The organism is Ruegeria aquimaris (assembly GCF_025751555.1).
GTDB lineage: Bacteria > Pseudomonadota > Alphaproteobacteria > Rhodobacterales > Rhodobacteraceae > Ruegeria_B > Ruegeria_B aquimaris.
On the sequence record NZ_JAOWLB010000006.1, the window covers coordinates 1 to 18,255 of the forward strand.

The window sequence follows — 18,255 nt, forward strand, 5'->3', positions numbered from 1 at the left end:
CGGTGCAGCGGCACAGGTTCCCCTCAAGATGCGCCCTCACCTCGGCCTCGCTGGGCGTCGGGTTCTCCTTGAGCAGCACCGCCGCAGACATCACCATCCCCGGCGTGCAGAACCCGCACTGAAGCCCGTGATGATCCTGAAACGCCTGCTGCAACGCGTTCAGCGTCCCGTCCGGCGCCGCCTGACCCTCGATCGTCGCGACCGAACAGCCATCCGCCTCCGCCGCCAGCATGTTGCACGACTTCACCGCAACACCATCCACATGCACAACACAGGCCCCGCACTGACCCGTGTCACACCCAACATGCGTCCCCGTCAACGACAGATGATCCCGCAAAAAACCACTCAACAACTCACGACCCTCAACCGTACCTACTACAGCACGACCGTTCACAGTCATTGAAATTGAAGCCATTCCTTCCTCCCTTCGAGATGCCTTTGCCCGGCTCAACCGCCAATCACGCGTTTGAACCAGCCTTTCTTCTTTTCACCATCCGGCGCCGTGTCCGGCACATCGCCCTCGGGCGCGCCCGGCCCCTCAACCACCTCCTGAAAGCGGGTGAAGAATTGATCCGCCATCTTGCGGGCGAAGCCGTCGATGATGCGGCTGCCCAGCTGCGCCAGCTTGCCGCCGACCTTGGCCTCGACCACATAATGCAGCGTGGTGCTGCCATCGGCGTTTTCATCCAGCCGCACATTTGCGGCGCCCTTGGCAAATCCGGCGGCGCCGCCCTTGCCCTCGCCCGAGAGCGTCAGGCTTTCGGGTTCCACCATATCCGACAGGACAACCGCGCCCTTGAAGGTCGCCTTTACCGGACCGACCTTTTGCATCACGGTGGCCTCGAACCCGTCCGCGGCATTGCCGGACATCTCTTGGCAGCCCGGCACGCAGTCCTTCAGCACTTCGGGGGACAGCAATGCGGCCCAAACCGTGGCACGATCGGCCGCGATCACCTTGGAGTCGCTCAGTTCCATGTCGTTCCGTCTCCGTCTGTTATGGCCTACGCTATGCGGCGCGGCCTGATTGTTCCATTCGACCTTGGGTGTAGATGCGCCTGATCTAGCGCAGCTCGGGGGCCGAGAAAGTCAGCCCGTGGGCCTGAAAGATCTGGGCGATCCGCCCGTCCTGAATTCCGGTCAGGATCGCGTCGTCCACCGCATAGGCCAGCGGGCGATAGGCGAAATGCACGGCGACCCCGACCGTCCAGCTGCCGACGCCAAAGCCGGGCAGTGGCGGCGTGTGCACCCCGATCCCCTGGGCGGTGCCGAATTCGAGCTGGGCCAGCGGACCCATGGCGGCCTTGGTCTCTCCCGCTGCCAGTCCCGTCATCGCCGCCGCCATGTCGGGATAGCGGTGGATGTTGCCGCCCAGCTGCCCACCAGGAAAGGAGGTCAGGTAGAAATCGGAGATCGAGTCGTTTTCGACCGCCACCGTGTCAAAGCGGAAATAGGCCGGAACCGGCTTTTCCTCGGGATAGGCATCGGTCCGATAGGCAATTGCCACCCTTTCGACATGGTACTGGCCGGTGAACACGACCTGTTCGACCCGGCAGGCATAGGCGCTGTCATAAGGGACATGCAGCATCACGTTTGCCACCCGACCGCCGACAACCGGCCCCTTCCAGACCCAGTTGCGAAGATCGGCATCGAGGTTCTCTCCGGCAGCGACCAGGTTGAAGCGCGCTTCGACCCCAAGGCTTTCGGCGATCAGGCGGCCGATCTCGATATCGACACCCCGGGGCTTGCCGTTTTCATCCCAACTCCAGGGCGGGAAATCCTCGTAGACCGCGAACTCGATCCAGCCGCGCTCCTGAATCTGGTCGAGGTCGGCGCCGACGATATCCCGGGCGGTGTTCTGTGGCCGGGCCTGCGGTACCACGTCCGAACAGCGCGTTTCAGCCAGGGCCGGGCCCGCAAGCCCGATCAGCAGCAAACTCAGAAAGACGCGCCGTCCGATCATCCGCAACCGCCCGCCCGTCAATGCGCGGCCGACAGGCCGATGGTCAGCGCCTCGGCCGCGCCGGTGAAATCCGGGCTGGCGCCCGAGATCAGTTCCGCCGCGCGCGAGGCCGCGCTGTCAGCGACCGGGGCGCCTGAGGCGGTCTCGACCTTGCCAGCGATCTGCCACAGCTCTTCGGAGAGGGTCGCCGTATCGCCGCCCCCGTCGGCAAGGATGTCACGGATTTCCTTGAGACGCGGCGTGTATTCGTCGAGCGCGCCGTCATCGGGCCGGGTCTCGATATAGGTACGGATCGCCCAGGCCGCCTTTTGCCCGAGAAGCTCGCCAAAGGCGGGCATCTTGGTGATGCCGTTCTGGGTATAGCCGTCACGGAACCGTTCCACGAACCATTCATCGCCATATTCGGCAGCCTCGAGATAGCGCAGGTCCGGCGCCAAACCGCCGGAGACGACGCCCAGCCCATGGCAGCGCGCGCAGTTCTGGTTGTAGCCCGAGTCTCCGATTGTGATCGCAGCCCGCCAGACCTCTTCTCCTGCGGTCTCTGCCCGATAAGGGTTTTCGATCAGCCACTCCTCGCCCACATCCGGCAGGGCGTCTGTGTTGACGGGCTGCGGCGCGACGTCGCCATGCGCCCAGGCCATCCCCGCCCCCAGCACCATCGCGATCGTGCTGACCTTGATTGCGTCAAGCATCTTGGTTCCTCCAGTATCCTCACTCGGGGCCGGTGATAGCGCCTGAATTCCAATGCCGGTATTCGACCTTGGTTTGATCCGTCGGGGAATTGGGACTTTGGTCGAATAGGCGCGGGGCGCGCCGGGGGAATAGCTTTCCTTCGGGAGAGGACAGGACCGATGAAACAGCTTGCGAGATGCGCCGCCGGTTTGGTGTTTAGCCTGATGTCCGGTGCGGCTCAGGCCGAGATGACTTTGTCTGTCGGTTATCTGAAACAGGGGATCGAGGAGCCTGCGGTCCTGTCGAACCTCGATCCGGTGCCGGAGACACAAGGCGTGGACGGTGCGCAACTGGGCCTGTCCGACAACCAGAGCAGCGGCCGGTTTCTGGGTCATGCCTATGCGTTGGAGGTTGCCGAGATCGCCCCCGGCGGCGACCTGCTGGCAGCGGCGCGGGACATGCTGGCCGCGTCCCCGTTCCTGCTGCTTGATGCCCCCGCCGACGATATCCTGCGGGTGGCCGATCTGCCCGAGGCGGCGGGCGCGATGATCTTCAACGTCTCCGCGCCGGACACGCGGTTGCGGGATGCCAATTGCCGGGCGAACCTGTTCCATACCCTGCCCTCCGAGGCGATGCGGGCGGATGCGCTGATGCAGGTGCTTCTTCGCAAGCGTTTTGCCAGGCTTGCGCTGGTCACGGGCGAACATGCGGTGGACCACGCCTTTGCCGATGCCCTGCGACGCTCGGCACAGAAATTCGGGCTGAAGCTGGTGGGGGAACGCGAGTGGCGTTTTGATGCCGACATGCGGCGCAATGCCAGCCAGGAGGTGCCGCTGTTCACTCAGGACCTGCCCGAGCATGACGTGCTGCTGGTGGCCGATGAGACCGGGGATTTCGGCCGCTACATCGCCTATAACACCTGGCTGCCGCGCCCCGTCGCCGGGTCCGAGGGGCTGGTGCCCGTAGCCTGGTCGCGGGTGGTTGAACAATGGGGCGCGGCGCAGTTGCAATCGCGGTTCCAAAAACTCACCCGGCGCGACATGCGGGACCGCGACTATGCCGCCTGGGCCGCCATGCGGGTGTTGGGCGAGGCGGTGACCCGCACCAACAGCGCCGATCCCGCAACCTTGCGCGCCTATATCCTGTCCGATGCCTTTGAACTCGCCGGGTTCAAGGGCCGCCCGATGAGCTTTCGCACCTGGAATGGCCAGTTGCGCCAGCCCATCCCGCTGGTCACCAACCGCGCGATGGTGATGCAGGCGCCGGTCGAAGGCTTCCTGCACCAGCGCAACGAACTCGACACATTGGGCCTCGATGCGCCCGAATCCCGCTGCACGGCCTTTCAGGAGTGAACCATGAGGCTTGCCCCCTTGCTCTTGCCGCTGTCCCTTGCCGCCCCCCTGGGCGCCGAAGAAATCTGGGTGACCAATGAAAAGGACGACACGATCAGCGTGATCGATGTCGCCACCCTGGAGGTGACGCGCACCATTCCCACCGGAGAGCGGCCGCGCGGGATCACCTTTTCCCGCGATTTCAGCCGGGTCTACATCTGTGCGTCCGACAGTGACACGGTGCAGGTGATGGACCCCGAGACCGGGCAGATCCTGTTTGACCTGCCTTCGGGCGAGGACCCGGAACAGTTCGTGCTGCACCCCGACGACCGCCATCTGTGGATCGCCAACGAGGATGACGCGGTGACAACCGTGGTCGATACCCAGAGCCGCACGGTTGTGGCCCAAATCGACGTCGGCATCGAGCCCGAGGGCATGGCGGTCAGCCCGGACGGGCGGATCGTGATCACCACATCCGAGACCACCAATATGGCGCATTGGATCGACACCGAGACCCATGCGCTGTTCGCCAATACGCTGGTCGATGCCCGCCCGCGCCATGCCGAGTTCCTGCATGACGGGGCCGAGTTGTGGGTCAGCTCGGAAATCGGTGGCACGGTGACCGTGTTCGACGTCGCCAGCCAGACCGAGAAGGTCAAGATCGCCTTTGACATCCGTGGCGTACACCCGGACCGGGTGCAACCGGTCGGATTCGAGGTAACGGCGGACGAGAATACCGCCTTTGTCGCGCTGGGGCCGTCGAACCATGTCGCGGTGGTGGATACCGCCACCTATGAGGTCGAAGAATACATTCTTGTGGGCCGCCGGGTCTGGCATATGGCGTTCAACAGCGACAAGTCGCTGTTGTTCACCACCAATGGCGTCTCGGGGGATGTGACCGTGATTGATGTCGCCCGGCGTACGCCCGTCAAGACGATCAAGGTCGGGCGGTTCCCCTGGGGCGCCGCTTTGCGCCCATGAAGAAAGGACAGCCGATGATCAGAAGCTTGCTTTGCAGTCTTGCCTGCACCCTTGCCGTTCCGGCCATAGCGGATGGTGAAGACCGCGGCTATGGTCTGGCCGGTATACTGTCGGCCTCGAACAAGGAGGACCTGCCGCCGATCATTCTCTCGGCTGGGGAGCCATTGGCCCAGGCGCAATGGGAGTTGCGCTCGGGCACATATTACGAGTTCGAGATCCAGGGTGACGGCAGTCAGGAACTGGCGCTGGTCGGGCCCGAGTTCTTTCGCGCCATCTGGATCGACGAGATCGTGGTTGAGGGGTTGGAAATCCGCCCGCTTGGGCTCGATTCCATCGAGTTTGACGAGGCGGGTGTGATGGAGATCGGGTTTGTCGCGATCAAGCCGGGACAATACCATCTGAAAGTGCCGGGCAGCACCGGCGACACCCAGAGGCTGGAGATCACCATCAAGTGACAGGATTGACGGTCCGCGACCTGAGTTACAGCTACGGGCCCCGGCGGGCGCTGGACGAGGTGAGTTTCGACGTCCCGAAAGGCCGGTTCGCGGCGCTCCTGGGGCCGAACGGGGCTGGCAAATCGACCTTGTTTTCCCTTCTGACGCGGCTTTTCACGGCGCGCGACGGAGGCATCGAGATTGCCGGTCACGACCTTGCGCGCGCGCCGCGCGCGGCGCTGGCCCGGATCGGCGTCGTGTTTCAACAGCCGACGCTGGACCTCGACCTGACGGTGCGGCGCAATCTGAGCTATTTCGCCGCCCTGCATGGGTTATCCGGGCGCGAAGCGGGCAGCCGCATCGACGCGGCGCTGGAACGGTTGGGCATGGCCGAGCGCGCGCAGGAGCGCGCACGCGACCTGAACGGTGGCCACAGGCGCCGAACCGAGATCGCGCGCTGCCTGATCCACGCGCCCTCGGTTTTATTGCTGGACGAGCCGACGGTGGGACTGGATGCGGCCAGCCGCAAGGCGATCACCGATCATGTACACGACCTGTCGCGCGATAGCGGCCTGACCGTGCTCTGGGCCACGCATCTGACCGACGAGATCGAAGACAGCGACCACCTGCTGATCCTGCATCACGGACGGCTGTTGCAGGAGGGTTTGGCCGGTGAACTGCGCGGCTCGCAGGGGTTGCGGGATCATTTCCTGAAACAGACGGCAGGCCCGCCATGAGGCATGCTTTTGTCGCACTCAACGCCATCGTCCTGCGCGAGGCGCAGCGGTTCGTCCGGCAGCGCGGTAGGTTCGTGGCGGCGCTGGTGCGGCCGCTGATCTGGCTTCTGGTTTTTGCTGCGGGGTTCCGGGCGGCCCTGGGCCTGTCGATCGCGCCGCCCTATCAGACCTATATCACCTACGAGGTTTACATCTTACCGGGCCTCTGTGGCATGATCCTGCTGTTCAACGGCATGCAATCCAGCCTGAGCCTGGTCTATGACCGCGAGATGGGCTCGATGCGGCTGTTGCTGACCGCACCGCTGCCGCGTTGGTGGCTGCTGTTCTGCCGGTTGGTGGCGTCGACGGCAATCTCGATCCTGCAAGTCTATACGTTTCTGGCCGTGGCGGCGGCGTTTGGCATCCGCATGCCCCTGATCGGGTATCTGGCGGTGCTGCCCGCGCTGGCAGTGGCGGGCATCATGCTGGGCGCGCTGGGGCTGGCGCTGTCCTCGCTGATCAAGCAGTTGGAGAATTTCGCCGGGGTGATGAACTTTGTGATCTTCCCAATGTTCTTTCTGTCCACCGCGCTCTACCCGCTGTGGAAGATGGCCGAAAGCTCGATGGTGTTGCGGGATATCTGCGCCGTGAACCCGTTTACCCACGCGGTCGAGTTCATCCGGTTCGCGCTCTATGGCCAGTTCAACGGCCCGGCGCTTGGCTGGACCGTTCTGGCCGGGGCGATCTTCTTTGTCCTGGCGGTCTGGGGCTATGACCCGGCGCGTGGCCTGCTGCGGCGCAAGGGCTGAGTGCCGGGCTACGACCAAAGATCAAAGGAAAGTTCCGGCCCCTGTTGCTATGGGTCGGGACGGAAACGCGCGACACGGACCGCCTTGGCGGAGACTTCATTCAGGAGAGTCAGATGAAATCCGTTCCTTTCGCGCTTGCCGCCTTGCTGCTGGCAACTCCCGGCTTTGCCGATACCAAGTTCGACCAGATCAAGATCGGCGCCGGTGCCGCCCTGTTCGATGCCGAATGCCGCCGCTGCCATGCCTCGGACATCACTCATGACAGCTATGGCCCGCCGCTGGAAAACGTAGTCGGGCGCGGTGCGGGCACCTATCCCGACTACGACTATTCCATTGCGCTCGAAGCTTCGGGCATCGTCTGGACTCCGGCCGCGCTGCGCGCCTGGATGGAAGACAAAACCGGCTTTATGCCCGGCACCAAGATGCGCCACGTCGAGATCGAAGACCGCACGGTGCAGGATTTTATCCTGGCCTATCTGGGCAGTATCTCGCAACGCGATCCAAAGAAGATCTCGGACTGACATGCACGAAACGGCCGGCGCCAAAAGGCGCCGGCGCAATTTATTTATCATCTTTATATCAAATCACTAAAAGTCATACTTTACTCGCCACTTGAACTTTCGAGAGCGCACCCGACGACCGAAACACGCACATCGGCCGTGCCTTTTCACCCGCCGAGTAACCGCCCCAAGTTGACCCTACGACCTTTGTTCAATTTCCCGCGAGCCCGTTCGTTCCAATAATGCCGGACAGCCAAACGCCCGGTCTCTCGGGGTGATCCGGCTAGGAGAGGATACAAGGGAGGATAATGATGAATCGTTTTGTCATGGCCGCAGCCTCAGGGCTGATCGCGGCCGCTGGCTGGCAGTCCGGCGCGATGGCCGCCGGTGTCACCGAAGAGGACCTGGCCAACGACCAGGCAAACACCGCCAGCGTGCTGACCAACGGGATGGGGCGCAACCTGCAACGCTACAGCCCGCTCGACACGCTCAACAAGAGCAACGTCAAGAACCTGATGCCCGCCTGGGCCTTCAGCCTGGGCGGCGAGAAACAGCGCGGGCAGGAAACCCAGCCGCTGATCCATGACGGGGTGATGTATATCACCGGCTCGTACAGCCGGATGTATGCCATCGACGTCAACACCGGCGAAGAGCTCTGGCAGTATGACGCCCGCCTGCCCGAGGGAATCCTGCCCTGCTGCGACGTGATCAACCGGGGCGGCGCCATCTATGGCGACAAGATCTATTTCGGCACGCTCGACGCCCGCATCGTGGCGCTGGATCTGAAAACCGGCGACGTAGTCTGGAACAAGAAGATCGCCGATTACAAGGCGGGCTACTCCTATACCGCCGCGCCGCTGATCGTGAAGGGGCTGGTGATCACCGGCAATTCGGGTGGTGAGTTCGGCATCGTGGGCGAAGTGCAGGCGCGCGACGCCGAGACCGGCGAGATTGTCTGGACCCGTCCGGTGATCGAGGGCCATATGGGCACCTTCAAGGGCCAGGAAAGCACCATGACGGGCACGCTGAACGCCAGCTGGCCGGGCGACATGTGGAAGACCGGCGGCGGCGCCACCTGGCTGGGCGGTTCTTATGACGCCGAGACCGATACGCTGGTCTTTGGCGCGGGCAACCCCGCCCCCTGGAACAGCTGGCTGCGCAATGCGGGTCAGAACAACGATGGTTCGGGCGACAACCTCTATGCCGCCAGCCGCATCGGCATCAATCCCGACAATGGCGAGATCAAGTGGCACTTCCAGACCACCCCGCGCGAAGGCTGGGACTATGACGGTGTGAACGAGGTCGTGGCCTATACCGACCGCGACGGCAACAAGCGCTGGGCCACCGCCGACCGCAACGGGTTCTTCTATGTGCTCAACCGCGAGGATGGCAAATTCGTGCGCGGCGTGCCCTTTGTGAAGGATATCACCTGGGCCTCGGGGCTGGATGAGAACGGCCGCCCGATCTTCAACGAGGACAACCGTCCGGGCGACCCGGCGGCAGCGGCCGATGGCGCCAAGGGCGAAGTGATCTTTGCCTCGCCCTCGTTCCTGGGCGGCAAGAACTGGATGCCGATGGCCTTCAGCCAGAAGACCGGCAATTTCTACGTGCCCTCGAACGAATGGGGCATGGATATCTGGAACGAGCCGATCACCTACAAGAAGGGTGCGGCCTATCTGGGTGCGGGCTTTACCATCAAGCCGAACTATGAGGACCATATCGGCAGCCTCAAGGCGATCGACCCCGATACCGGCGAGCTGAAGTGGGAGTTCAAGAACGACGCCCCGCTCTGGGCCGGCGTGATGACCACCGCCGGAGGGCTGGTGTTCACCGGTACACCCGAGGGCAAGTTCATCGCCTTTGACGACGAGACAGGCGAGATCCTGTGGTCGTTCCAGACCGGCTCGGGCATTGTCGGCCAGCCGGTCACCTGGGAGATGGACGGCGAGCAATATGTCTCGGTCATTTCCGGCTGGGGCGGCGCGGTGCCGCTCTGGGGGGGCGAGGTCGCCAAGAAGGTGAACTATCTCAACCAGGGCGGCACGCTCTGGACCTTCAAGCTGCCCAAGCAGCTGGCCGCCGCAAACTGAGCACGACAGCAGACAAGCACAGGAACGCGCGCCGACCGAGGCGCGCGTTTCCTTTTGTCCACAGGCGATCCGAACATTCGACCTTTGGCCAATGGTCATTCCGGTTCGCCTTGGTACACTTGGGTCATGAACAGAGCGATGGCCCGTCACATGCAGATCCCAGCTTCGGCCGCAACGGCGCAAACATTCACCTCGGCACTGATCGTCGACGATCATCCGCTGTTCTGCGATGCGCTGTCGATGACGCTGCAAGCGGTCTCGGGCATTCGCAAAGTGGATACGGAATCGCGGCTTGAAGACGCGCTGGAGTTTCTGGTCAGCAAGGGCAAGCCGGATCTCATCATTCTCGACCTCAACCTGCCGGACGTGGACGGGTTGGAGGGCGTGGTGAGGATGCGCACTGCGGCAAAGGCGCCGGTGATCGTGGTGTCGTCGCTGACCGACAGCCGGGTGATATCCGGGGTTGTCAGTGCGGGCGCCTCTGGTTTTGTTCCCAAACATTCCCAGCGCGATGTGTTCCGCATCGCCGTCGAAACGGTGGCAAAGGGCGAGGTCTTTGTCCCCGATGGATATCAGAAAGTTACCCGAGAGGATGCCGAAGCCCCCGCCGTCGAGGACGCGATCGAGCGGCTTTCGGCGCTGACCAATCAGCAGGCGCGGATCTTGCAGCTTGTATGTGAGGGCAAGTTGAACAAGCAGATCGCCTATGACCTGTCGATTGCCGAGACGACGGTCAAGGCGCATGTGACCGCGATCATGCGCAAACTGGGCGTTCAAAGCCGCACGCAGGCGGTGCTTATCGCGAAGAAAACCAGTTTTTCGAGTTTCTTGTCAGAGTGAAGGAAACACGAGTAACCTGAAGGACAGGTTACCAGGGAGGAGCCATTGGACCTAACGCAGGGTCCTGAACCGGGGGCACGGGCCGGGCGGGTGGTGTTGCGCACCGCTTCGGTTCGGCATGACGTGACCAATCCGGTTCATGTACTGGCCGACAGGATGGGTAAGGATGGCCTGGAACTGGTCATCCTGTTTGTCAGCCCCGAGGCCGATGCCGGTCGGGTGCTGAAGGATGCGTCCGACGCCCTGCCCGGAACACGGGTCGTCGGTTGCACAACCGCGGGCGAAATTTCGGCCCAAGGCTATACCGAGGGCGAAATCGTCGCCATCGGCTTTCCCCAGGAGAACTTTCGGATCGAAACCGGGCTGGTTCCCAACCTGTCCGATTATGACGTCCAGTCGACGGTCGACCGGATGATCCGGACACGCAACGATCTGGCGGTCGCGCGCCCGGACTGGCGGTACGAATTCAACTTTCTTCTGGTCGATGGTCTGTCGACCCTCGAAGACAAGCTGGCTTCCGATCTTGCCATAGGCCTGGGTCCGGTCCAGATGTTCGGTGGCTCCGCCGGGGACGGCGAGACCTTTCGGAGGACACTGGTGTTCTACGACTGTCAGGCGCACAGCAATGCGGCAGTGCTGATGCAGGTGCGCACCCGCTGCCCGATCCAGGTGTTCAAGACCGATCACCTGATCCCGTCCGAGCAGCGCATGGTGGTGACCGGCGCCGACCCGGTGCGCCGCACCGTGCACGAGATCAACGCTGAACCCGCCGCGCGTGAATACGCGCGCATTCTGGGCAAGGACCCCGAGCAACTGACCACCTTTACCTTCGCGGCGCATCCCGTTGTGGTGCGCATCGGTGGCCAGCATCACGTCCGGTCGATCCAGAGAGTGGCCGAGGACGGCGATCTGGTGTTCTTTTCGGCAATCGACGAAGGGCTGGTGCTAACGCTGGCCGATGCCCGCGACATGCCCGGGCATCTGCGCGAGGAAATGGCCCGATTGTCGAGGGATGGCGCCCCCGCCGTTATTCTGGGCTGCGACTGTCTGTTGCGTCGGCTGGAGGCCCAGGAGAACCAGGTGATCAACAAGCTTTCGGAAATCCTGCGCGAAAACAAGGTCATCGGCTTTTCGACCTATGGCGAACAGTTCAATTCCATGCATGTCAACCAGACGCTGACCGGAGTTGCGATCTATCCGCCCGAAGAGGTTTGAACCGGTATGACCGCGTCCCTGATCAATCCCAACGACACGCCGGAACGGCAGATCGAGAAACTGGCCAAGATCAATGCCGCGCTGATGCGACGGGTCGAACAGGCGGTGGACGACTCCGGCGCCGCCTATGCGCAGTTCGAACGCGCCGCGCTGCTGGAGGAAGAGGTCCGCAACCGGACCCGGGACCTGGAGCGGGCGCTGGACCTGCTCAACGATTCAAACGCCCGTCTTGCCGAGGCAAACCGCGCCACCGAAGAGGCCCGCTCGAACCTGGCCAACGCGATCGAGACGGTGCAGGAGGGGTTTGCGCTGTTCGATCCGGACGAGCGGCTGGTGATGTGCAACTCGCGCTTTGGCCTGCACATGCCCGATATCCGCGACGGGTTTCGCCCGGGCATCTCGTTCCGCCAGTATGTCGATCTTGTCAGTGGCTCTCGCTACCTGTCGCTGCCCGAGAACATGACCTCGGCACAATGGGCCGACGGCCGGATGCGCCGCCACCAGGACGACCACGTCATTTTCAACGTGCGGATGGTGGGCAGCCGCTGGGTTCAGGTCAGCGAGCACCGGACCCCCGACGGCGGAACCGTGATCCTGCAAACCGACGTCAGCGACATCATGCGGCTGGAGCGGCTGGAACGCGAACGGATGCTGGACGACCAAGCGCGGCTGATCCGCGCCACGCTGGAGCATCTCGATCAGGGTGTCTGCATCTTCAACAACCAGGCGCGCCTGGCCGGCTGGAATCAACGCGTGGGCGAGATGCTGTCGATCCCGGCGCGCAAGTTCTCGATGGGGATGGGGTTCTTTTCACTGTTCGAGGGGTTCGCAGAGATGTCGTCTTATTCCAGCGGCATCACCCATGACGACATCCGCGACTGGGTGACATCGATCGAGACGCGCCCCGCGATCAGTTTCGAGATCCGGCAGGGGCAGAACAAGACCCTCTCGGTTCATGCTCAGGAAATGCCGGACAAAGGGTTCGTGATCTCCTTCAGCGATGTGTCGGCGGAACGGGCGGCTGTGCGCGCGATCCAGCAGGCCAACGAGATGCTTGAAGCCCGCGTCGCGGAGCGCACCCTTGAACTCGCCGATGCCCTGTCCGAGGCGGAACGAGCGAATGCATCGAAATCGCGGTTCGTTGCGGCGGCCAGCCATGACCTGTTGCAGCCGCTTTCAGCGGCCAAGCTCTATATCGCGTCCATCGAGCCGGGCCAGAACCCGGACCAGCCCCATCTGATCGCCGAAAAAGCCCGCCGTTCGCTGGACAGCGTCGAAACGATACTCGAGGCGCTGCTGGATATCTCGACGCTGGATTCGGGCAAGGCCGCGGTCAGCCGCGCGCCGGTCTCGCTGGGCCATATCCTTGCCCAGCTGGCAGAGGAGCTGGGGCCGATCGCCCGGGCCAAGGGGCTGGATCTGCGGGTGGTGCCGACAGAGGCGATAGTTCTGTCGGATTTCACCTATCTGCGGCGCATCGCCCAGAACCTGCTTGTCAACGCGATCCGCTATACCGCGCGCGGCAAGATCCTGGTCGGCGTACGGCACCGGGCGCATTCGGTGCGGCTGGAAATCTGGGACACCGGCCCCGGCATCGCCCCCGAGCAGCGCGACATCATTTTTCGCGAGTTTCAGCGTCTGGATTCCGCCGCCTCGGCCGCCGAGGGCATGGGGCTGGGACTGGCGATCGTCGAGCGGGCCTGCGCCCTGCTCGGCCACCCGCTGGATCTTGTTTCCACCGTCGATCGCGGGTCGGGGTTTCTGGTTGAGCTTGCGACCTCACACGCGCCAGATTTCAGCGGCCTAGTGTCGAACCGCAACGGAAGAGGGAACGAAACCGGCCTGGGTGGGCTGATCGTGCTGCTGATCGAAAACGACGGCGAGCTGCGCAATGCCATGACGGTCGCGATGGAAGCCTGGGACGTGTGTGTCCTCCCCGTTGCGGACGGAGACCAGGCGATGGACCTGATCGGGACCGAAGGCATCCTGCCGGATGCGATCATCGCGGACTGGCAACTCGACAACGGTGCCTTGGGAACCGATGTCCTGGCCCGGATAGAGGAGCAAATCGGCCCGGTCCCGTCCTGTGTCATCACGGCGTCGCGCACACCCGTGATCATCGAGACCTGCGCAAGGCATGACTGGCTGCTGTTTCACAAACCGGTGGCGGTCGAAGCCTTGCGATCCTTCCTGTCATCGGTATCACCGGCCATCCGCTGAACCCCTCCCTAAGACCAAAGGAGAATATGCCCGAGCGGCAGGCTGGGTTAGTCTGAGATCAGACAACCAGCCAGTGGAGGTGGAAAATGGCCTGGACAACGCCCAAGATTCGCGAAGTGAACTGCGGCATGGAAATCAACATGTACGCCCCGGCAGAGGACGAAGGCGGCCGCGGCGCCGACCCGCTGTTCTGATCATTCCAACCGCGGAGGCCCGGGCAGATGCATATCATCGTACTGGGTGCCGCGGCCGGAGGTGGCCTGCCGCAATGGAATTGCGGCTGTGCCAATTGCAACGATGCACGCGCCGGACGGCTCAGGCCGTCCGGCCAATCGTCTTTGGCGGTCTCCGCCGACGGTGAACACTGGTCTATTCTGAACGCCTCGCCCGATATCCGACAACAGATGCTTGCGACCCCTGCCCTGCATCCAAAGGGCCTCAGAGGGTCTCCGGTGTTCTCGGTTCTGCTCACCAATGGCGACATCGACCATATCGCGGGCCTGCTGTCCTTGCGCGAACAGACGCCGTTTAGCCTGTTCGCCACCGGCGAGATCCACGCGATCCTGGACGAGAACCGCATCTTTGACGCGGTCTCGCATGACAAGGTTACGCGCCAGACCGTGTCCCTCAATACGTCGTTTTCCCTTCATAAGGGGCTGGAGGCGACGCTGTTCGCGGTCCCGGGCAAGGTTCCGCTGTTCCTGGAGGGCGAGAGCGTCGATACCGACCTGATCGGCGAACAGACGGTCGGGCTGCGCCTGTCCGACGAGCGATCCGTCGCCTATTACATCCCCGGCTGCGCCTATGTACCTGACGACCTGCTGACCCGGCTGGCGGATGCGGATCATCTGCTGTTCGACGGCACGCTCTGGCACGATGACGAGATGATCCGCAGCGGCACCGGGATCAAGACCGGGCGCCGGATGGGCCATATCTCGATCTCCGGCGCCGAAGGCTCGATTGCCCGGCTGGCACCGCTCTCGGCGCGCAAGATCTTTGTGCATATCAACAACACCAACCCAGTCTGGCGCCCCGGCAGCGACGAACGGGCCCATGTCGAACGTCACGGCTGGCAGGTTGCACAGGACGGAATGGAGATTCTGACATGAGCCGCGAAAGCCTTGAAACCCGCCTGCGCGCCATCGGCGCCGAACGCTACCACGACAGGCATCCGTTTCATCACCGGTTGCATGGCGGCCAATGTACACCTGACCAAGTACGCGCCTGGGTGATCAACCGCTGGGCCTATCAGGCGGCGATCCCGATGAAGGATGCGGCCTTCATGTCGCGCTGCACCGATCCCGATATTCGCCGCGAATGGCGCTCGCGGATCGAGGATCACGATGGCGGTATCACCGAGGGCGGCGGCCTCAGGCGCTGGTTGAAACTGGCCGAGGCGGTCGGGCTCGACCCGGACTATGTGGCCTCGGGTGCGGGCATCCTGCCCGCGACCCGTTTCGCGGTCGAGGCCTATGTCCATTATGTGCGCGAACAGCCCTTGCTTCAGGCGGTCGCCTCCTCGCTGACCGAGCTTTTTGCTCCAAAGATCCACGAGAACCGGATCGAGGGCCTGTTGAAACACTATGACTTCGCCAACGACAGCAGCCTCAGCTACTTCCGCAAGCGCCTGACCGAGGCACCAAAGGATGTGGCCTATGGGCTGAAATGGGTGCTGGACCATGCCGACACGCCCGAGAAGGAGGACATGGCCTGTGCCGCGCTGGTGTTCAAGACCGATGTGCTCTGGGCGCAGCTCGATGCGCTCTGGGGCGCCTATGTCGACGGTCATGTGCCCCCGGGGGCCTGGCGCCCCGGCGAGGGCATGGCATGACACTGACGCTTGCTCCAGGTGACCGGCCGTACCTGCCGCGCGGCGTCCGGATGCGGGCCGATCACCTGCGCGGCGATCAGGTGCTGCTGGCCCCGGAAAAGGCGGTGGCGCTCGACCCCATCGGCGCGGCGATCCTGAGCCGGGTAAACGGCCAGGCAAGTTTTGCCGAGATCGTCGATGACCTGGCCGCGACATACAGCGCGCCGCGCGCGCAGATCGAGGGCGACGTGCAGACCTTTCTGCAAGGGCTGCGCGCCCGCGTGTTCCTGATGGTGCGGCCATGACAGCGCCGCCCCCCATCGCGATGCTGGCCGAGCTGACGCATCGCTGCCCGCTGTCGTGCCCCTATTGCTCGAACCCGGTCGAGATGGTCGGGCGCCAGTCGGAACTGGCCACCGATGTCTGGGCCGACGCCTTCCGCCAGGCGGCGGAATTGGGCGTGTTGCAATTGCACCTTTCAGGCGGCGAGCCGGCCTCGCGCCCCGATCTGCCCGAGTTGACCCGCGCGGCGCATGAGGCGGGGCTCTACACCAACCTGATCACCAGCGGTATCGGCCTGACACCCAACCGGCTCGACGCGTTGGAGGCGGCGGGGCTGGACCATATCCAGCTGTCGCTGCAAGGGACGCGGGCCGATCTGGCCGACCGGATCGGCGGCTACAAGGGTGGGTTTGCCCGCAAGATGGCCGTTGCGCAGGAGATCAAGGCGCGGGGCATTCCCCTGACGCTCAACGCGGTGATGCACCGGCACAACCTCGACGATCTCGACCGCACCATCGAGATGGCGGTCGAACTGGGGGCGCGGCGGCTTGAGGTCGCCTGTGTCCAGTTTCACGGCTGGGCGACCCGGAACCGTGCCGCCCTGCTTCCCACTCGCGAACAGACGGAGGCGACCAAGCGCAAGGTGGCCGAGGCCGAGGCGCGGTTGCGCGGCACGCTGGCGTTTGATTTCGTGCCGCCCGACTATTACTCGGACTTCCCCAAGTCCTGCATGGGCGGCTGGGGATCGGCGGGGCTGAACATCGCGCCGGACGGCAAGGTCCTGCCCTGCCACGCCGCCGAGACCATTCCGCACCTCCGGTTCGACCGCATCACCGAGCGGAGCCTGCGCGACATCTGGTATGACAGCGATGCGTTCAATGCCTATCGCGGCACGGACTTCCTGCCTGAGACCTGCCGCAGTTGCGAGCGCGTGAGCGTCGATTTCGGCGGATGCCGGTGCCAGGCGCTGGCCATCGCCGGGGATGCGGCAGCCACCGATCCGGTCTGCCGCAAATCGCCGGATCACCACCGGGTCACCGCGCTGCTGGAGGATGCCATGCGCGCTGCCGAAGGGGCAGAGTTTACCTATCGCGTCGCCCCGCGCTGACAGCTTCGGTAGAGATCGAGTACCGGGTCACCGTCGAGCTCCACATCCGCAAGGGTCAGCACCTCGCCTGCCGCAACATCGCGGCGCAATCGCAGTCCGTGGGCCAGCCCGATAGGCAAGGCATCTGCCGCCTTGGCAATCGGTTGCGCCTTGCCCCAGACGGTATAGCCGCCTTCGCCATCCAGCATTTCGCCCGCTTTCAGCCCCCGCTTGGCGACGCTGGCAACCGTTCCCCGCATCTCGCGCGCCATGCCGGTGGGTTCGCGCCGCAGCGCCGCCGAGAGAACCGAGACCGACAGCTCCAGCCCGATCAGGTGAAAAGGCTTGTACATCGCCGCAAAACGCCCCGTGCTGTCCGTGGGCAACCCGTATTGTCGGAAACAGGCGGCAGCATAGTCGTTCGGCGCCTCAAGCACCACATAGACGCCCCAGCGCAGATCGCGGTAGACCGGGCGCCCGTCCCGTTCGAGCGAGGAGATCGTCTCGACCATGCCCGACCGATCCAGCTGCCCGCCCACCGCGCGCGGACGCAACACATGCGCCAGGTCGTCGACCCCGCAGGGGGGAAAGGACAGCCCCTGATCCGGCACATCCAAACCGCAGGCATTGGCGATGGCGACCATCTCGATGGCGCTTTTGGTACCATCTAGGAAAGAGTTGAACATCTTGGGGTTCATGCCCGCCCGCGCCGCCTCCTCGGCGGTCAGGCCATAGTGGTCCCAGACCTCATCCGGAGTGACAGTATGATAGGCGGGCAGGTATTTTGTGCCCTTGCCCGCCGCAGCGACGCGAAACCCTGTCGCCCGCGCCCAATCGACCATTTCCGCGACCAGAGCGGGCTGGTCGCCATAAGCCATGGAATAGACCGTACCGGCCTCTCGCGCGGCGCGCGCCAGTGCGGGCCCCGCCAGGACATCCGCCTCGACATTGACCATCACGACATGCTTGCCCCCGGCAATGGCGGCCTGTGCATGGGCGATGCCCGCGCGCGGATCACCGGTGGCCTCGATGATCACCTCGACATCGTCCCGTGCCGCAAGGGCGCGACCGTCCTCGACAAAGGCAGTGGCGGCGATGCGTTCCTCGCTCCAGCCCACGGCGCGGCAGGCCGCGCGGGCGCGCTCCGGGTCCAGGTCGGCGATAGCGCTCACCCGGAGTCCTGCGATTGTCGGCACCTGGCTCAGAAACATCGAGCCGAACTTGCCCGCGCCGATCAGGGCGGCGGTCACGGGGTGTCCGGTTTCGGCGCGCTCAGCGGCCAGTCTTGCAAGATTCATGCGCTCTCCT

20 protein-coding genes are annotated in these 18,255 nt (G+C 63.9%); 15 read left to right on the forward strand and 5 right to left on the reverse strand.

Annotated elements, in window-relative coordinates; genetic code table 11:
- The 4 genes from OE747_RS10280 to pedF all read right to left on the reverse strand — a co-directional run.
- Positions 1 to 415: (2Fe-2S)-binding protein (locus OE747_RS10280; protein ID WP_263828514.1), on the reverse strand; the 415-nt coding region annotated here is incomplete at its 3' end.
- 32 nt (positions 416 to 447) lie between these two features.
- On the reverse strand, positions 448 to 975 hold the full coding sequence (locus tag OE747_RS10285) for a CoxG family protein (RefSeq protein WP_263828515.1): 528 nt from the start codon (positions 973 to 975) through the stop codon (positions 448 to 450).
- 85 nt (positions 976 to 1,060) lie between these two features.
- The gene (locus tag OE747_RS10290) at positions 1,061 to 1,960 is read right to left on the reverse strand and encodes a transporter substrate-binding domain-containing protein (RefSeq protein WP_263828516.1); all 900 of its coding nucleotides are present in this window, start codon (positions 1,958 to 1,960) and stop codon (positions 1,061 to 1,063) included.
- 17 nt (positions 1,961 to 1,977) lie between these two features.
- Entirely contained in the window at positions 1,978 to 2,652 is a 675-nt protein-coding gene (gene pedF, locus OE747_RS10295) for a cytochrome c-550 PedF (protein WP_263828517.1), read from the reverse strand.
- Between the two features lie 159 nt (positions 2,653 to 2,811).
- On the opposite strand from pedF, the gene OE747_RS10300 reads away from it, so the two are divergent.
- The 15 genes from OE747_RS10300 (at position 2,812) to pqqE (ending at position 16,968) form a co-directional block, all read left to right on the forward strand.
- Positions 2,812 to 3,984 (forward strand): ABC transporter substrate-binding protein, encoded by a 1,173-nt coding sequence (locus OE747_RS10300; protein WP_404818309.1) that lies wholly within the window; start codon positions 2,812 to 2,814, stop codon positions 3,982 to 3,984.
- A 3-nt stretch (positions 3,985 to 3,987) separates the two neighbouring features.
- Positions 3,988 to 4,944 carry a YVTN family beta-propeller repeat protein gene (locus OE747_RS10305; RefSeq protein WP_263828518.1) on the forward strand — a complete coding sequence of 319 codons (957 nt, stop codon included), beginning with the start codon at positions 3,988 to 3,990 and terminating at the stop codon, positions 4,942 to 4,944.
- 14 nt (positions 4,945 to 4,958) lie between these two features.
- Positions 4,959 to 5,399: a cupredoxin domain-containing protein gene (locus OE747_RS10310; RefSeq protein ID WP_263828519.1), complete on the forward strand. Its 441-nt coding sequence runs from the start codon at positions 4,959 to 4,961 to the stop codon at positions 5,397 to 5,399.
- Entirely contained in the window at positions 5,396 to 6,115 is a 720-nt protein-coding gene (locus OE747_RS10315) for an ABC transporter ATP-binding protein (RefSeq protein WP_263828520.1), read from the forward strand. The genes OE747_RS10310 and OE747_RS10315 overlap by 4 nt, the downstream gene beginning before the upstream one ends.
- Positions 6,112 to 6,903 (forward strand): ABC transporter permease, encoded by a 792-nt coding sequence (locus tag OE747_RS10320; protein WP_263828521.1) that lies wholly within the window; start codon positions 6,112 to 6,114, stop codon positions 6,901 to 6,903. Before OE747_RS10315 ends, OE747_RS10320 begins: the two co-directional genes overlap by 4 nt.
- A gap of 113 nt (positions 6,904 to 7,016) precedes the next feature.
- The gene (locus OE747_RS10325) at positions 7,017 to 7,424 is read left to right on the forward strand and encodes a c-type cytochrome (protein ID WP_263828522.1); all 408 of its coding nucleotides are present in this window, start codon (positions 7,017 to 7,019) and stop codon (positions 7,422 to 7,424) included.
- A 290-nt stretch (positions 7,425 to 7,714) separates the two neighbouring features.
- Entirely contained in the window at positions 7,715 to 9,493 is a 1,779-nt protein-coding gene (locus tag OE747_RS10330; RefSeq protein ID WP_263828523.1) for a PQQ-dependent methanol/ethanol family dehydrogenase, read from the forward strand.
- Positions 9,494 to 9,643: 150 nt separating this feature from the next.
- A complete protein-coding gene (locus OE747_RS10335; protein WP_263828524.1) occupies positions 9,644 to 10,333 on the forward strand; it encodes a response regulator in 690 nt (229 codons plus the stop codon).
- A 45-nt stretch (positions 10,334 to 10,378) separates the two neighbouring features.
- On the forward strand, positions 10,379 to 11,548 hold the full coding sequence (locus OE747_RS10340; RefSeq protein WP_263828525.1) for an FIST N-terminal domain-containing protein: 1,170 nt from the start codon (positions 10,379 to 10,381) through the stop codon (positions 11,546 to 11,548).
- A gap of 6 nt (positions 11,549 to 11,554) precedes the next feature.
- Complete coding sequence (locus OE747_RS10345; RefSeq protein WP_263828526.1) at positions 11,555 to 13,768, forward strand: PAS-domain containing protein; 2,214 nt, start codon at positions 11,555 to 11,557, stop codon at positions 13,766 to 13,768.
- An 86-nt stretch (positions 13,769 to 13,854) separates the two neighbouring features.
- On the forward strand, positions 13,855 to 13,962 hold the full coding sequence (gene pqqA / locus OE747_RS10350; protein ID WP_263828527.1) for a pyrroloquinoline quinone precursor peptide PqqA: 108 nt from the start codon (positions 13,855 to 13,857) through the stop codon (positions 13,960 to 13,962).
- Positions 13,963 to 13,989: 27 nt separating this feature from the next.
- Positions 13,990 to 14,877: a pyrroloquinoline quinone biosynthesis protein PqqB gene (gene pqqB, locus OE747_RS10355; protein ID WP_263828528.1), complete on the forward strand. Its 888-nt coding sequence runs from the start codon at positions 13,990 to 13,992 to the stop codon at positions 14,875 to 14,877.
- Positions 14,874 to 15,599 (forward strand): pyrroloquinoline-quinone synthase PqqC, encoded by a 726-nt coding sequence (gene pqqC, locus OE747_RS10360; RefSeq protein ID WP_263828529.1) that lies wholly within the window; start codon positions 14,874 to 14,876, stop codon positions 15,597 to 15,599. Before pqqB ends, pqqC begins: the two co-directional genes overlap by 4 nt.
- The gene (gene pqqD, locus OE747_RS10365) at positions 15,596 to 15,883 is read left to right on the forward strand and encodes a pyrroloquinoline quinone biosynthesis peptide chaperone PqqD (RefSeq protein WP_263828530.1); all 288 of its coding nucleotides are present in this window, start codon (positions 15,596 to 15,598) and stop codon (positions 15,881 to 15,883) included. Before pqqC ends, pqqD begins: the two co-directional genes overlap by 4 nt.
- The gene (gene pqqE, locus OE747_RS10370) at positions 15,880 to 16,968 is read left to right on the forward strand and encodes a pyrroloquinoline quinone biosynthesis protein PqqE (RefSeq protein ID WP_263828531.1); all 1,089 of its coding nucleotides are present in this window, start codon (positions 15,880 to 15,882) and stop codon (positions 16,966 to 16,968) included. The genes pqqD and pqqE overlap by 4 nt, the downstream gene beginning before the upstream one ends.
- On the opposite strand, the gene OE747_RS10375 is transcribed toward pqqE, so the two are convergent.
- Positions 16,947 to 18,245, reverse strand: coding sequence for an NAD(P)H-dependent oxidoreductase (locus OE747_RS10375; RefSeq protein WP_263828532.1), 1,299 nt, complete (start codon positions 18,243 to 18,245; stop codon positions 16,947 to 16,949). The two genes, pqqE and OE747_RS10375, sit on opposite strands and share 22 nt — an antisense overlap.
- Positions 18,246 to 18,255: the final 10 nt, after the last annotated feature.

What these genes read in the sequence shown, in the direction of transcription:
- OE747_RS10285 (WP_263828515.1), bottom strand. Translation starts at nt 975, where the DNA reads ATGGAACTGAGCGACTCCAAGGTGATCGCGGCCGATCGTGCCACGGTT.
- OE747_RS10290 (WP_263828516.1), bottom strand. Translation starts at nt 1,960, where the DNA reads ATGATCGGACGGCGCGTCTTTCTGAGTTTGCTGCTGATCGGGCTTGCG.
- pedF (WP_263828517.1), bottom strand. Translation starts at nt 2,652, where the DNA reads ATGCTTGACGCAATCAAGGTCAGCACGATCGCGATGGTGCTGGGGGCG.
- OE747_RS10300 (WP_404818309.1), top strand. Translation starts at nt 2,812, where the DNA reads ATGAAACAGCTTGCGAGATGCGCCGCCGGTTTGGTGTTTAGCCTGATG.
- OE747_RS10305 (WP_263828518.1), top strand. Translation starts at nt 3,988, where the DNA reads ATGAGGCTTGCCCCCTTGCTCTTGCCGCTGTCCCTTGCCGCCCCCCTG.
- OE747_RS10310 (WP_263828519.1), top strand. Translation starts at nt 4,959, where the DNA reads ATGATCAGAAGCTTGCTTTGCAGTCTTGCCTGCACCCTTGCCGTTCCG.
- OE747_RS10320 (WP_263828521.1), top strand. Translation starts at nt 6,112, where the DNA reads ATGAGGCATGCTTTTGTCGCACTCAACGCCATCGTCCTGCGCGAGGCG.
- OE747_RS10325 (WP_263828522.1), top strand. Translation starts at nt 7,017, where the DNA reads ATGAAATCCGTTCCTTTCGCGCTTGCCGCCTTGCTGCTGGCAACTCCC.
- OE747_RS10330 (WP_263828523.1), top strand. Translation starts at nt 7,715, where the DNA reads ATGAATCGTTTTGTCATGGCCGCAGCCTCAGGGCTGATCGCGGCCGCT.
- OE747_RS10335 (WP_263828524.1), top strand. Translation starts at nt 9,644, where the DNA reads ATGCAGATCCCAGCTTCGGCCGCAACGGCGCAAACATTCACCTCGGCA.
- OE747_RS10345 (WP_263828526.1), top strand. Translation starts at nt 11,555, where the DNA reads ATGACCGCGTCCCTGATCAATCCCAACGACACGCCGGAACGGCAGATC.
- pqqA (WP_263828527.1), top strand. Translation starts at nt 13,855, where the DNA reads ATGGCCTGGACAACGCCCAAGATTCGCGAAGTGAACTGCGGCATGGAA.
- pqqB (WP_263828528.1), top strand. Translation starts at nt 13,990, where the DNA reads ATGCATATCATCGTACTGGGTGCCGCGGCCGGAGGTGGCCTGCCGCAA.
- pqqC (WP_263828529.1), top strand. Translation starts at nt 14,874, where the DNA reads ATGAGCCGCGAAAGCCTTGAAACCCGCCTGCGCGCCATCGGCGCCGAA.
- pqqD (WP_263828530.1), top strand. Translation starts at nt 15,596, where the DNA reads ATGACACTGACGCTTGCTCCAGGTGACCGGCCGTACCTGCCGCGCGGC.
- pqqE (WP_263828531.1), top strand. Translation starts at nt 15,880, where the DNA reads ATGACAGCGCCGCCCCCCATCGCGATGCTGGCCGAGCTGACGCATCGC.
- OE747_RS10375 (WP_263828532.1), bottom strand. Translation starts at nt 18,245, where the DNA reads ATGAATCTTGCAAGACTGGCCGCTGAGCGCGCCGAAACCGGACACCCC.